This is a genomic window from Nocardia sp. NPDC020380, assembly GCF_044386975.1.
Taxonomy (GTDB): Bacteria; Actinomycetota; Actinomycetes; order Mycobacteriales; family Mycobacteriaceae; genus Nocardia.
This window is the reverse complement of the sequence record NZ_JBIRVQ010000006.1, coordinates 373,843-387,564: the sequence shown is the minus strand read 5'-3', so window position 1 is coordinate 387,564 and position 13,722 is coordinate 373,843. Positions and strand designations below refer to the sequence as shown.

Below are 13,722 nucleotides of genomic sequence, written 5' to 3'. Positions count from 1 at the left end.
AAACCTATACCGCCGCTACGAGTTTGGCGAGGTCATCGGCCAGGCGCTGGGCCGCCTGCGGGTCGGTGGCCTCGACCATGACGCGGACCAACTGCTCGGTACCGCTGGGCCGCAGGAGCACTCGCCCGGTGTCGCCGAGACTGCGTTCGGCATCCGCCACGGCCTCGCGGACCGAAGGCGCGGAAGCCACCGCCGCCTTGTCGGAGACCGGGACATTGATCAGGATCTGCGGCACCGTCTGCACCACTGCGGCCAATTCCGCGAGGCTGCTTCCGGTTTCGGCCATGCGGGCCATCAGGCGCAGGCCGGTGAGGATGCCGTCGCCGGTGGTGCCGAACTTGGGGAACACCACATGCCCGGACTGCTCGCCGCCGAGGGTGAAGCCGCCATTGCGGAGATCCTCCAGAACATAGCGGTCGCCGACGGCGGTGGTGCGCACCTCGATCCCCGCGCCGCGCATGGCGATGTGCAGGCCGAGATTGCTCATGACGGTGGCGACCAGCGTGTTCGCGGCCAGCTCACCCGAATCCCGCATGGCGAGAGCCAGAATCGCCATGATGGCGTCGCCGTCGACCACCGCGCCGTTGCCGTCCACGGCCAGGCAGCGGTCGGCGTCGCCGTCGTGGGCGAGGCCGAGGTCCGCGCCGTGCTCGCGCACCGCGTGCTGGACCTGGTTCAGATGCGTGGAGCCGCAGCCCTCGTTGATATTGAGGCCGTCGGGTTCGGCATTGATGGCGATGACGGTCGCACCGGCCTCGCGGTAGGCGGCCGGGCCGACCTCGGAGGCGGCGCCGTTGGCGCAGTCGACCACCACGGTGAGCCCGCTCAGGTCGCGCCCGGTGGCCTCCACCAGGTGCTCCACATAGCGTTCGTGGGTGCCTTCCAGGCTGTACCGGTCATTGGCGTCGAAGACGTGACCGCCCAGTCCGGTCCGGCCCAGCACGCGGCCGATGGCAGCGCCGGTCGGCCGGGCGAAGGTGCCCGCGGTGACCAGGGCCTCGATGCGGTCCTCGATGGCGTCGTCCAGCTTGTGGCCGCCCGCGGCGAAGATCTTGATGCCGTTGTCGGGCATGGGATTGTGCGAGGCGGAGATCATCACGCCCAGGCAGGCGTCGTACACGCCGGTCAGGTAGGCGACGGCCGGCGTCGGCAGCACCCCCACCGACAGCACGTCCACGCCCGCGGCGGTGAGGCCCGCGGTGACCGCGGCCTCCAGCATTTCACCGCTGGCGCGCGGATCCCGGCCGACCACGGCCACCGCGCGCTTCTTCCCCCGGCTCAACACTTGCGCTGCCGCGGCCGAAACCTGCAGCGCCAGCTCCGGACTCAGTGAGTCGTTGGCGAGTCCGCGGACTCCGTCGGTGCCGAACAAACGTCCCATACCTACCTCAACACCCCTGCTGGTCGGTCGTTACAGCACGAGAGCAGGCACCCGACCCTCTGCGGAAGAGGAGCAACGAAAACCGTTGCCGGGAGCCTGCTCTCGTACAGGTTGCCGTATAGACCGTACCGTGCCCGGCCCACGAGAGGGACGCGCACGGTAGAGCCGTACGGCGCAATATCAGCGCTTCGAGTACTGAGGCGCCTTACGGGCCTTCTTGAGGCCGTACTTCTTACGCTCGGTGGCACGCGGGTCACGAGTCAGGAAGCCGGCACGCTTGAGGGCGGGACGGTCGTCCGGGGTGACCTCGATCAGCGCGCGGGCGATGGCGAGGCGCAGAGCGCCGGCCTGACCCGACGGGCCGCCGCCGACCAGGCGGGCGAAGATGTCGAAGGACTCGACGCGCTCGACCGTGACCAGCGGGGACTTGACCAGCTGCTGGTGCACCTTGTTCGGGAAGTAGTTCTCGATGGTGCGGCCGTTCAGCACGAAGTTGCCGGTACCCGGCACCATGCGCACGCGAACGACGGCCTCCTTACGGCGGCCGACGGTCTGGATCGGACGGTCGATCACGACCGCGGTGGCGGCGAAGGAAGCGAACTCACCCTCGGTCTCACCCTCGGCCTCGTAGCCGGCCTCGTCGACGACCTCCACAGCGGTGTCCTCGACAACGAACTCGTCGTCGTTGAATTCTTCGGGAGCGGTCACTGGGCCACCTGCTTGATCTCGAAGGGGATGGGCTGCTGGGCGGCGTGCGGGTGGTTCGGGCCCGCGTAGACCTTCAGCTTGCGAATGATCTGGTTGCCCAGCTTGTTCTTCGGGATCATGCCCTTGACGGCACGCTCGACCAGACGGTCGGGGCGGGTGTCCAGGATCTGGCCCACGGTACGGCCCTTCAGACCACCCGGGTGACCGGAGTGGGTGTAGAGGACCTTGTCGTCGCGCTTGTTACCGGAGACGGCAACCTTCTCGGCGTTGATGATGATGACGAAATCGCCACCGTCGACGTTCGGAGCGTAGGTCGGCTTGGTCTTGCCGCGCAGCAGGTTCGCAGCCTGCACGGAAAGACGACCGAGCACTACGTCAGTGGCGTCGATGACGTACCACTGGCGGGTAACGTCACCGCCCTTGGGGCTGTACGTAGGCACAGTGCATCCCTGTCTGTCGTAGGTTTTGCCAGCCAGTGCGTGGTCGAGCTGATCCCGGCGGCCGGTGGAGACCCGGGGCTCGTGCGACAACCGGGAGAACCCGGCCGTACCGCACACCAGCGGACCACGATACCAGCGCGGTATCGCCCACCCGAAATCGGGCTCGAGCAGGGCAGGCGGCGACCGGATTGTGACATCCGGCATACCGGCGGGCGGAAATGGCCGGTGCCACCGGCGGCGTTGCACTCTCTGTCGCTTGCATCGTCACTGAAAGACCGGAGGACGCCATGGCGATCACAATTCCGCCGAGCCATCCCCGCGCACAGTCCATGCGGCGACTGTTCCTGGGCGTGATGACGGCGAGCTTCATCTTCCTGTTCCCCTGGATCGGCTACCTGTCGGTGAGTCTGCCCGCGCAGTACAAGGTCCATCAGTGGGATATCGCCTGGGTCGGATTCGACTGCCTGCTCGTGGTCGCGGTCGGCATCACGGCCTGGTGCGCGTGGCGCAAGCGGCAGATCTTCATCCCGTGGGCGATCATCACCGGCACGCTGCTGACCTGCGATGCCTGGTTCGACATCGTGATGGATTGGAATACGCCGGGGCTGTGGTTCTCGGTGCTCACCGCGGCCGTCGGCGAACTGCCGCTGGCCGCGCTGCTGTTCTTCGCCGCCCGACGGCTGTTCCGGATCAACCTCGATATGGCGTGGGCGCTGACCGGGCACACCGGGCCGGCGCCCAAGGTTTCCCGGATCGGGCTGCTGGCCACGGCGGCCTGGCTGTACGAATTCAACGCCACCACGGCCGCGCCGGATGACGCCGCGGCCGGTGACTCGTCAGATGCGAACGGGCGGACCGGGATCGATACCGCGAGCCGGACCCGGGATGGTGTACCGCAGCGTGTCGATGCCCAGGCGTAGGCAGTCCGGCCGCTGGGTATCGCCGACCGTGCTGATGCCCGGCCGGGCGTCACCCGAGGCGAACGGGGTCACGGGGCACGAGTTCGCGACCGGCCGCGCCGACAGCGCGGGACCGAATACCTGAACCGTGGCGTCCGCGGGGCTCGCGACCTGCACTGGCCGCCCGTCGGTGTGCATGCCCATGGCGGCGAGGGCGGTCGCGCCGATCACGATCGGCGCACCGAAGGTGCCCTTCATCTTGTTCCAGAGCTTGCCCTTGCGTTTACGATCCCGCTCGGACCCGGATTCCGAATTCTCCTGACCGGCGGCGTTTTCCGCTGACCGATCTTGTCGAGACCCGCTGGACGGCATCGATCCACCGTACCCCGCCCCGCCCTGACCAGGAGCGTTTCCGGAACCCCCGGCAAACCCCCCGCGTCCCTCGGCCCCGTACCCACCTTGCTCACCGCCATAACCACCCTGGCCGTACCCACCCTGGCCATAGGGATTCTGCGCACCGTAACCACCGGCACCCGGCCCGTACTGCCCAGTGTTGTACCCCTGCGGCGCCCCACCTGGACCGTATCCGCCACCTTGTCCCTGCTGTGCACCACCAGGAACCTGCTGCGCACCGCCCTGAACCTGCTGCGCGCCACCGGGTCCCGGCACCCCGCCAGGACCTTGTTGCGCGCCACCGGAATAGCCCGATCCGCCGTAACCGCTCGCCGCGCCGGGCTGGCCGCCGTAATTTCCGGCGCCGTATTGTCCTTGGGCCGCGCCCTGCTGCGCGCCCGCCGAACCCTGTTGCGCACCAGCCGAACCCGGCGCACCGGCAGGCCCGTAGCCCTGGCCGTACCCTGCCGCGGGCGAGCCCTGCTGTGCACCGGCTTGATTAGCGCCGCCACCGGCCGCGGACTGACCGGGCGCGGACTGCCCACCGGCAGCGCCGTATCCGGCCTGGGCCGCATCCCCCTGCGGGGTGCGGCCGACGATGGCAGTCATCTGATCATCGGCGGGCGAACCCGCCGGCGGCCGGGTGAAGCGTCCGCCCACCCCGGCCAGACCGGGCGGCAGCCCGCCTCGACCGGCAGCAGGATCTTCCGTCCCGGCGCTCTGGGCACCGGCCGGATCGACGGGCTGCTGACCGGCGCCGGCCTTCGCGGCTTCCTCGGCGGTCAGTCGCCGGGTCGGACCGGCAGGCCCCGATGTGTCGGCGAACGACGACAGGTCATCGGTCGTCATACGCCGGGTGAATCCGGCATCCGCCGGCTCTGCTCCCGAGACGGGTTCCCCTGTCCGTGAACCTGTTTCGCCCGTGTGCCCCGAGCCGACCGGCGGTCGGCCTGCCGCCGCCGCGAGCCGCGCCGCTTCCTCGGCACTCACCTTCTGCGTCACGTCTTCGGCCCCGCCCTGCGCGCGCTGATCACTGGTCGGCGGCGAATCCATATGCCGCGGAATCAGTTCCGGCTGCTGCGCCAATGGCTCGGGCTGCCGCTGCATGGCCTCCATGCCCGCGGACTGCGAGAGATGCCGCGGCCCCTGCTCGATCGGGCGCGCATCCTCGGACGCCGATCCGCTCGGAGCCCGGTGCGCGCCGGCCGTGCCGTAGGTCTCGTCGGTTTCGGCGTCGGTGACCATGAGGTGGGCCGCGCCGAGGACGAGCGCGTGCATCGGGTGGTCGGCGACCTGGAAGCGGTGGCCGAGGTGGTTCTGGAAGGCCAGGCGCAGGGCGTCGTTGAAGCACACATTGCCGGTCAGCAGGATGGTCGAGGTGTCGGCATTGATGGCGCGCGCGGCGGCCATCACTTCGATGACCACATTGTCGGCGGCCCGGGCCTCGTGCAGGGCCTCCTGGGTGATGCCGACGCTGACCGATTCGGTGGGCTCGTCGTCATCGCCGTGGACGGCGACCACCAGGCATTCGCGACCGTCGGAGTAGACGCCCACGGCACCCACCCCGGGCCCGCGGCCGGGCCGCCGGACCAGGCCGAGGGCGCGCACGTACCCGGACAACGCCACGGATTCGGGCAAGGCCTCGGCGGGCACGCCGAGCTGTTCGACCAGGCGGATGTATTCGTCGACCTTCGGATCCGGCCAGTCGTCCGGGAACGGCAGGGCGATCACGTCGGGCGGCCCGCCGAGGCGTTCGTTGAGCGACGCCAGCGGGTTGTGCATGCGGGCCCGGAACACCAGTTCGGCGGGCCAGGTCGCCCCGGCCACCACGATCTGCGGGTGGCCGATGATGTCGCGCACATCGGAAATGGCGATGCCGACATCGGGTCGCCGGTCCACGCCGGCCGTGTGCAGCCGGCCGGACGAATCCGCCAGCAGGTAGGCGGGCGGTGTATACGTGCCTTCGACCTCGACCGGGCGGATCGGCGTGCCGCCGCCACCGGCGGCCACCGACACCACGTCCCAGCCGAGATGCACTGCTCCAACTCGCGCTGTCACGTTCATCAGTCTGCCTGCTGAACCCGCAGGGCGCGTACCCGAACCGATACTTCGCACCCCCCGCTCATGCCGCGGACTTCTTCAACCGCAGTCGCGACCAGGTGAACAGCGCCAGCACGATCAGGATCACGGCCAGCATCCCGATGTCCAGGGCCCAGTAGACCGGCTCGTGCTGCCACAGCGTGTCCGGCTGCGCGGACGCCGACAGCTTCCGGATGTTCACCGTCGATCCACCCGCCGAGTAACCCCAGCGCGCCGGGAACAGCCAGGAGACCTGGTTCAGCACGATCCGGTTGGTCACCGGGATCATGCCGCCCGCCATCACCAGCTGACCCATGATCACGACCACCAGCAGCGGCATCACCTGCTCGCTGGACCTGGCCAGACTGGACAGCGCCAGTCCCAGCACCACGCAGGTCACCGCCGTCATCGCGATATCGACGTACAACTCGACACTGCCCGGCGGGATCACCACACCCGGCCCGGGTCCCTTCTTGAACGCCAGCACGATGCCGATCATCACGGCCGCCTGCAACAGCGCCGCAAAGCTGAACACGATGATCTTCGACATCAGATACGAACCGGACCGCAGCCCGACGGCCCGCTCCCGGAAGTAGATCGCCCGCTCACCCACCAGATCACGCACGGTCAGCGTGGAACCCATGAAGCACGCGCCCAGGATCAGCACCACCAACAACTGCTGGGCCTCACTACCGCCGCTTGGCACGAACGTACCGTCCGGCATCTGCGTGAGCGCGCCCTTCTGGAAGCCGGCCTTGCCCTGCACCACCAGCGACAGTGCGCCGAGCACGAACGGCAGCACCACCAGGAACGCCAGATAACCGCGGTCCGCGAAGATGAGCCGCACCTGCCGCCGCGACAGCGTCGAGAACTGTTTGAGCGGACTCGATTTCGGCGCCTTCGCCTTCTCGGCCGGTTTCGCCGGCGGCGGTGGCGGTGTGAACGCCTGGCGGGAACGGAAATCCGCGAAGGCCCGATCCGGATCGGCCGCGACCCGGGAGAAGATCTCCGCCCAGTCGCTGGTGCCGAGGAACTCCCGCACCCGGCCCGGATGCCCGGCGTAGGCGGTCTTACCGCCCGGTGCGAGCAACAGCACCTGATCGCACATGTCCAGGCACGCAACGGAATGCGTGACCACGATGACGGTGCGGCCCGCGTCGGCGAGCTCGCGCAGCATGGTCATGACCTGGCGGTCCAGCGCCGGATCCAGACCCGAGGTGGGCTCGTCCAGGATCAGCAGCGAGGGACCGGTGAGCAGCTCCATGGCCACCGAGGCCCGCTTGCGCTGACCGCCCGAGAGCCGATCCACGCGCGTGTCCGCGTGCTGGGTGAGCGAAAGTTCGTCCAGCACACCCTCGATGACGGCCTTGCGGTCCGCCTTGCTGGTGTCCGGTGGCAGCCGCAGTTGCGCGGCGAAGTTCAGCGCCTGCTTGACGGTGAGCTGCCGGTGCAGCACATCGTCCTGCGGCACCATGCCGATGCGGGAGCGCAGCGCCTCGTATTCGGCGTGCAGGTTGCGGCCTTCGAACGTGACCACACCCGAGGACGGATGTGTCGTTCCCGCAATGACTTTCGACAACGTCGACTTACCCGCGCCGGACGGCCCGATGAGCGCGGTCAGCGAACCACGCCCGGCCTGCATGTTCACATCGACCAGCAGCTGCTTGTTGCCCTCGACGGTGAACCCGACGCCGTGCACGTGCAGTCCCTGCTCGGCGACCGGCCGCTGCCGGCGCACCAGCGTGCCCTCTTGCACGACGAAGTCGACGTTACCGATGGTGATGATGTCGCGTTCGCGCAGCACGGTGCGCTGTTCCCGGCGCCCGTTGACGAACGTGCCGTTGGCCGAACCCAGATCCTCGATCGCGAGACCCTCACGGTCCCGGACCAGCCGCGCGTGCTTGCGCGAGGCCAGCGGATCGTTGACCACGATCTGGTTGTCGCTGGTGCGGCCGATATTCAAGCCGCCCTGCGGAATCCGGTCGGCCCGCGCGATGGCGGCGGTGGCGGCGCGGGCGCGCACCGGCGGCAGCATCGAGGTGTCGGCCTTGGTGGTCATATTGATATTGACGGCCGCGTCCTGCTTCGGCGCGGACTGCACCGGTTGCGCGGCGCTCTGCGGCGCCTGCGGCTGCTGCCCACTCTGCGGCGGTACCTGATGCTGAGGTCGGCTCACCGGCTGCTGGCCCGGCGGTTGCTGCACGGGCGGCTGCGGCCGGCTCGGCGGCTGCTGCACCGGTGGCCGCTGGAAGTTCGGCACGGCCGGTTGCACATTGGAGACCGGCTGATTCTGGACCGGCTGGTTCTGCCACGGCGTGACGGGCGGGCGGTGCTGCGGGTTCGGTACCACCGGCTGCGGGTGCGAGCCCTGCGGATTGGGCCGCGCCTGCGCCGGATTCGCCGGCTGCGCCGGAATCGGACTGGACGGCTGCCGCTGTGCGTACGGTTGCCCCGGCGATTGCTGGGCGGGCGGCTGCGGCCGCACCGGCGGCCGCTGTTGCTGCGGCGCGGGCCGCTGCTCGGGCGCGAAGCCGCCGCGGGCGGGCGCCGGCAGCAGATGCAGCAGTGGTCCGGTGATGGCGTCGCCGAGCCGCACCTGGGTGGGCCGGTTGATGACGATCGGGGTGGTGATCCGCCGCGCGTCCACGAAAACGCCGTTGGTGCTGCCGTTGTCGGTGAGCTTCCACGATCCGCCCTCGTAGGACAGGATGGCGTGCACCCGGGAAACCAGCGGGCTGTCGACGAACAGGAGTACCTCGGGGGCCCGCCCCATGGTGATCTGCTGGCTCGCGTCGAAGACCCGATCGGTTCCTGCATGACGCACGGTGATCTGCTGCGCCCCCGGTGAAGACATGGGCGCAGCATAGTATGCGGACGCCCGGACTATGGTGTTGCGTTTATCGGCGGTATGGCCGATACCGGGGTGGAGCAGGAACGGTCGTCGAGGAGTGGACGTGGCTGGACGCCAGGGGGTGGCGGTACCTCCGCGCCGGTGGGGTGGACTGTGGCGGGCGGTGGTGACGCTCGGCATTCTGACGGTGGTGGCGACGCTGTTGACCGGTTGTATACGAAGTGTTCACGGCCGGGCCGTGTCCATCTACGACGACCCGTTCAAGGTGGCCGGATTGCCCACCACCAGCGGTCTCAGCGGTCCGCGGCCGGATGTCCCCGATGCGCTGCTGCGGCCGTCGAATACCGATGGCGGCGAGATCGATCACCTGGCCATGAATGCCATCGAGGACATCGAGACCTTCTGGCGGGGTGAGTATCCGGCGGATTTCCAGGGGGATTTCGTTCCGGTCACCAAACTGGTGTCGTGGAGTTCGCGCGCGCCGCATTCGCAGGATGTGGAGTTCTGCGCGGACACCACCTATCGGCTGGACAATGCCGCGTACTGCGGCCTGGACCATTCCATCGGCTGGGATCGCACCATGCTGCTGCCGTCGGTGCAGGACACCTTCGGGAAGATGTCGGTGGTGATGGTCCTCGCTCACGAATACGGGCACGCCATTCAGAGCATCGCCAAGCTCGTCAACCGCAAGACGCCGACCATCGTCAAGGAGCAGCAGGCCGATTGTTTCGCGGGCGCGTTCATGCGTTCTGTCGCGCAAGGCAATTCGAAGCATTTCCGGATCAATACGTCCGACGGCTTGAACGCGGTACTGGCCACCACGGTCGCCATCCGCGACCGCAACCCGGAGGATCCGGAGTCGGTGCACGGTTCGGCGTTCGAGCGGGTGACGGCCGTGCAGATCGGTTTCACCGACGGGCCCAAGGGCTGCAAGGCCATCGACATGCACGAGATCGAGCACCGGCGCGGCAATCTCCCGCAGACCAACAACGGCGATCCGGCGCACGGCGAGGGCAATATCGACCAGGCCGCGCTGGAAAACCTGGCCCGGGCCATGGCCGTGATCATGCCGATGGACAAGCAGCCGAAATTCACCTACGGCACCGCGAAGATGAACTGCCGCAACGGCGCCGACACCGAACCGGTGACCTACTGCCCCGCCACCGGCACCATCGGCACGGATCTGACCGCCCTGCGCCAGCGCGGCGCCGCCGACACCGACGAGCAGGATGGCCTGCCGATCAGGGTGACCGGCGTCTACACCGCGTACATCGTCTTCATCTCCCGATACGCGCTGGCCGTGCAACACGCTGCCGGACAAGAGCTGACCGGGGCCAAGACCGGGCTGCGGGCAGCCTGCCTGTCCGGGGTGATCACCGCGAAACTGGCCGACCCCAGCCGATCCGGCGCCGCGGGCGGGATCACCTTGTCCTCGGCCGATATCGACGAGGCGATATCGGGCCTGCTATCGGACGGACTGGCCGCCAGCGATACCGACGGCAAGACGGTGCCGAGCGGTTTCTCCCGCGTGGACGCCTTCCGCGCGGGCGTCCTGGGCAACCAGCAGACCTGCGCCGCCCGGTATTCGTAACCGCCGGAACGACTGTCCGAACGGCGGCGGTCGATCCGGACGGCGGTAGTGATTATCCGAACGGCGGTGGCGCGACCGGTTCCAGCCGCAGCATCCGATTCCCGAGCATGATCTCCGCGCCCGCCATCAGGATCAACGGCTGATTCGGTTGCAGCCGAACCCAATCCCGATAACCCGGCAATCGCACCCGGGTACCGTTGGTCGACCCCCGATCCACCACGCTGACATCCCAGTTCACCAGCCGGATTTCGGCGTGCGCGCGGGACATGCCGCCCGAGGAGTCCTCGATCCGCAAGGGCGACAGCCCCGCCCGCGCCGCCTCGGACTGCTCCGGATCACGCCCCACCACCGCATCGGCGGACAACATATAGGTGAGACCGTCGTCGAGCACCAGCATCCCCAGCGGCGGCCGGATCACCTCGGCGACCTGCTGGGTCTGATCCACCGGCATCCCGCACACCGTGCAGAACGCCGACCGCGGATCACTGGGATGCGCTCGCGCACATTTGAATCCGAGCACCTTCACGGTGAGCGCACTGGCCTTGGCGGTGGCCTCCAGCCGCCGCTGCAGATCCGGATCCGGCTGCGGCGCGGGATTGGTTCCCACGGTCTCGGGCGCTCCGCCCATCTCCGTGGGCGCATGGTGCAGATCCACCCCGCCGGCGCCGACAGCCTCGGTGGCTGGATCGGTGGCGGGAATATCGGCCTCCGTCACCGGATCGACCGGGGCGACAGATACTTCGGCGTTGCTTTCCGGGCCGATCGGGGTCGTTGTCGAGCCGTCGCTCGTTCCCGCGTCCATCGACAAGTCGGCGTCGTTCTCCGGACCGACCGCGCGGTCGGTGGGTGGGATCGATTCCTTCGGGGCCGCCGGCGTTTCCGTCTCCAGGTAGAGGTCGGCGGGTAGTCGGTTGGAAGTGCGGGTGGGAACCAGGTTGGGGTCCAGGGGAATCCGGTCCCGCTCCGGTTGTGCGTCGAAGGCGGCGGTCGGGGGCGGGATTTCGGCTCGGTGCCGTCCTTCGCCGGTGCGCGCCGACGGCGGGGGCGGTATCGATGCACCGTCGAACCAGACGACCGCACCCGTGGCCTGTGCGACGCCTTCGATCAGTGAGCCGATGCCGCGGTCCGGGAGTTCGGGTGGGCGGCGCCCGCCCTCGTCGATGAAGAGCGCGGCGGCCCGCGCCGGATGTTCGGCGACCCGATCCACGGTGAAGGCGGCGTCACTGCCGCGGTAGTACTCGACGGCCTTCCCGGCCAGTACCGCGGTGACCGAGCCGTGCAGGAAGACGGCCACTCCCCCGGTGTCCGCCGCGGACAGGATGCCGAACTCGATGGCCTCCCCGGGTGAAATGCGCTCGGCGTCCTTCATGAGCCATCGGGTCGCCTGCCGCGCCACGAGTCGCCCCGGCCCGTCCGGTGCCTGTTCGCTGGCCGCCGCGACCAGTTCGGCGAGTGCGCGGGCGGCTATCGCGGCCCGGGATTCCACGGTCAATCGCCCGCGTTCGCGGTGCGCGACCACGATCAGCGCCCCCGCCACTCTGCTGACGACATGATTGCCCGCGACAACCTCGACCTGCCGATCCATCAATGGAACCGGCCCCCGGACTGGGCAGGGCAGGGCATGTGCAGCACATGGACCAGGTTACGTGCCGTCGCGTCCGGGCGGCGCCACACACCGGGCGGCGGGTTATCGGCCCGGACACCTGGTCAGCCCTCCAGTAAGCTCCGGCTAGCACCTACCGAGTCGACCCAGGAGTTCCGAGCATGGCGATGAGTCCCGGCACCATCGTCGGCGGCTACCGGATCGTGCGGGTCCTGGGCGCGGGCGGGATGGGCACGGTCTATCTCGCCAAGCATCCGCAGTTGCCGCGTATGGACGCGCTGAAGGTGCTGTCGGTGGATCTCACCAGCAATGACGAGTTCCGTGGCCGTTTCGAGCGCGAGGCCAATGTCGTTGCCGGGCTGGATCACCCGAATATCGTCGCGGTGCACAATCGCGGTGAGGAGAACGGCCGGCTCTGGATCGCCATGCAGTACGTGGACGGCACCGACGCGTCCGCGGAGATGAAGCGCGACGCCACCGCCATGACTCCGCTGCGCGCGCTGGGCATCACCGCGCAGATCGGCCGCGGCCTGGATTACGCGCATCGCCGCAATCTGCTGCACCGCGATGTGAAGCCCGCGAACTTCCTGCTCACCACGGTGGACGGGGAAGAGGAACGCGCGCTGCTGGCCGATTTCGGGGTGGCCAAGTCCACCGAGGACACCACCGAGCTCACCCAGACCGGCAGTTTCGTGGCCACCATCGCGTATGCGCCGCCGGAGCAGCTGGCGGGCGGCCACCTGGACCACCGCTCCGATCTGTACAGCCTGGCCTGCTCCTTCTACAAGATGCTGACCGGCCAGAATCCTTTTCCCGCAACGCAGCCCGCGCTGGTGATGATGGGTCATCTGCACGAGCCGCCGCCGCGCGCGACGGCCGTCAACCCGCATCTGCCGGAGGCGATCGACGGCGTCATCGCGCGCGCCATGGCGAAGAACCCGGCGGAACGTTACAACTCGTGCCGCGAGTTCACCGATGCGGTCGCCAATGTGCTGACGCCCGGCTGGAATCCGCTGGGCAACAACACCTCACCCACCTATCCGATTCAGGTCGCCCCGCCGGGTCTGCTGAACCGCGGCGAAACCGGCAGCTACCCGGCCGCTTCCGCCACGCTGACCGGTACGCAGCAGCCGGCCGCGCCGTCGAAGAAGCGACTACGCCTGTACCTCGGTGCGGGCGCCGCGGCCGTGGTGGTCGCGCTGGCGGTGGGCATCGGCATCGTGACCATGGGCGGCGGTGACAGCAAGAATGTCGCGGTCGCCAGCTCCACCGCGCCGGCCACCACGACCGCGGCTGCGGTGCCGGCGACCCTGGATCAGGCCAAGCAGGACAATCCGGCCTTCCAAGGCAAGACCGTCACCATGGTCGATGTCACCGGCACGCAGTACGACACGAAATTCAGCATCTACCTGGACGGCACCCCGCAGGCGAAGTTCCTGGAGAGCCTCGGTTTCGTCTACAACCTCAACTACACGCCCAATGGCAACGAGCCCTCGCCGCGGCCGTCCGGGGACTGGGGATCCCTGACCGTGCCGGACAATTCGTACATCATCGCCGTGCGCAGCGATGAGAAGGCCGGTGGCGGTGGACTACTCGGCCTGCCCAGTGAAATCACCAGCTCACGGGCCGTGGTGATTCCGCTCGACGATGCTTCCGCGGTCGCGGCCATGCGCAATTGGACACCCGATTCGCAGCAGACCTTGATCAACAAGTTGGTCCCGGTACTGCACAACCGCGTGAAGTAGGGTGTGGCCGATCGGCCATTTCGAGGGGGAGA

Annotated in this window: 9 protein-coding genes; 3 read left to right on the top strand and 6 right to left on the bottom strand. The window is 68.6% G+C overall.

Going from position 1 to position 13,722, the window contains the following annotated elements; genetic code table 11:
• Positions 1-4 precede the first annotated feature (4 nt).
• The 3 genes from glmM to rplM all read right to left on the bottom strand — a co-directional run bounded on the left by glmM (position 5) and on the right by rplM (position 2,529).
• Entirely contained in the window at positions 5-1,381 is a 1,377-nt protein-coding gene (gene glmM, locus ACH438_RS18440) for a phosphoglucosamine mutase (RefSeq protein ID WP_397006637.1), read from the bottom strand.
• Between the two features lie 180 nt (positions 1,382-1,561).
• The gene (rpsI, locus tag ACH438_RS18435) at positions 1,562-2,089 is read right to left on the bottom strand and encodes a 30S ribosomal protein S9 (RefSeq protein WP_397006635.1); all 528 of its coding nucleotides are present in this window, start codon (positions 2,087-2,089) and stop codon (positions 1,562-1,564) included.
• Positions 2,086-2,529: a 50S ribosomal protein L13 gene (gene rplM, locus ACH438_RS18430; RefSeq protein ID WP_397006633.1), complete on the bottom strand. Its 444-nt coding sequence runs from the start codon at positions 2,527-2,529 to the stop codon at positions 2,086-2,088. The genes rpsI and rplM overlap by 4 nt, the downstream gene beginning before the upstream one ends.
• 287 nt (positions 2,530-2,816) lie before the next feature.
• Here rplM and ACH438_RS18425 point away from each other — a divergent pair, with 287 nt between their 5' ends.
• Complete coding sequence (locus tag ACH438_RS18425) at positions 2,817-3,449, top strand: hypothetical protein (RefSeq protein WP_397006631.1); 633 nt, start codon at positions 2,817-2,819, stop codon at positions 3,447-3,449.
• On the opposite strand, the gene ACH438_RS18420 is transcribed toward ACH438_RS18425, so the two are convergent.
• Positions 3,366-5,879: a hypothetical protein gene (locus tag ACH438_RS18420; RefSeq protein ID WP_397006629.1), complete on the bottom strand. Its 2,514-nt coding sequence runs from the start codon at positions 5,877-5,879 to the stop codon at positions 3,366-3,368. The genes ACH438_RS18425 and ACH438_RS18420 overlap by 84 nt on opposite strands.
• Positions 5,880-5,943: 64 nt before the next feature.
• Positions 5,944-8,754 carry an FHA domain-containing protein gene (locus ACH438_RS18415; RefSeq protein WP_397006627.1) on the bottom strand — a complete coding sequence of 937 codons (2,811 nt, stop codon included), beginning with the start codon at positions 8,752-8,754 and terminating at the stop codon, positions 5,944-5,946.
• Between the two features lie 100 nt (positions 8,755-8,854).
• On the opposite strand from ACH438_RS18415, the gene ACH438_RS18410 reads away from it, so the two are divergent.
• Positions 8,855-10,342, top strand: a complete 1,488-nt coding sequence (locus ACH438_RS18410; protein ID WP_397006625.1) for a metallopeptidase — start codon at positions 8,855-8,857, stop codon at positions 10,340-10,342.
• Between the two features lie 52 nt (positions 10,343-10,394).
• Here ACH438_RS18410 and ACH438_RS18405 read toward each other — a convergent pair whose 3' ends face one another.
• A complete protein-coding gene (locus ACH438_RS18405; RefSeq protein ID WP_397006623.1) occupies positions 10,395-11,927 on the bottom strand; it encodes an FHA domain-containing protein in 1,533 nt (510 codons plus the stop codon).
• Between the two features lie 179 nt (positions 11,928-12,106).
• Between ACH438_RS18405 and ACH438_RS18400 the strand changes: the two genes are divergently transcribed.
• The gene (locus ACH438_RS18400) at positions 12,107-13,690 is read left to right on the top strand and encodes a serine/threonine-protein kinase (RefSeq protein ID WP_397006621.1); all 1,584 of its coding nucleotides are present in this window, start codon (positions 12,107-12,109) and stop codon (positions 13,688-13,690) included.
• Positions 13,691-13,722 lie beyond the last annotated feature (32 nt).

Coding starts and splice junctions, on each gene's coding strand:
- glmM (WP_397006637.1), bottom strand. CDS start 1,381: ATGGGACGTTTGTTCGGCACCGACGGAGTCCGCGGACTCGCCAACGAC.
- ACH438_RS18425 (WP_397006631.1), top strand. CDS start 2,817: ATGGCGATCACAATTCCGCCGAGCCATCCCCGCGCACAGTCCATGCGG.
- ACH438_RS18415 (WP_397006627.1), bottom strand. CDS start 8,754: ATGTCTTCACCGGGGGCGCAGCAGATCACCGTGCGTCATGCAGGAACC.
- ACH438_RS18405 (WP_397006623.1), bottom strand. CDS start 11,927: ATGGATCGGCAGGTCGAGGTTGTCGCGGGCAATCATGTCGTCAGCAGA.
- ACH438_RS18400 (WP_397006621.1), top strand. CDS start 12,107: ATGGCGATGAGTCCCGGCACCATCGTCGGCGGCTACCGGATCGTGCGG.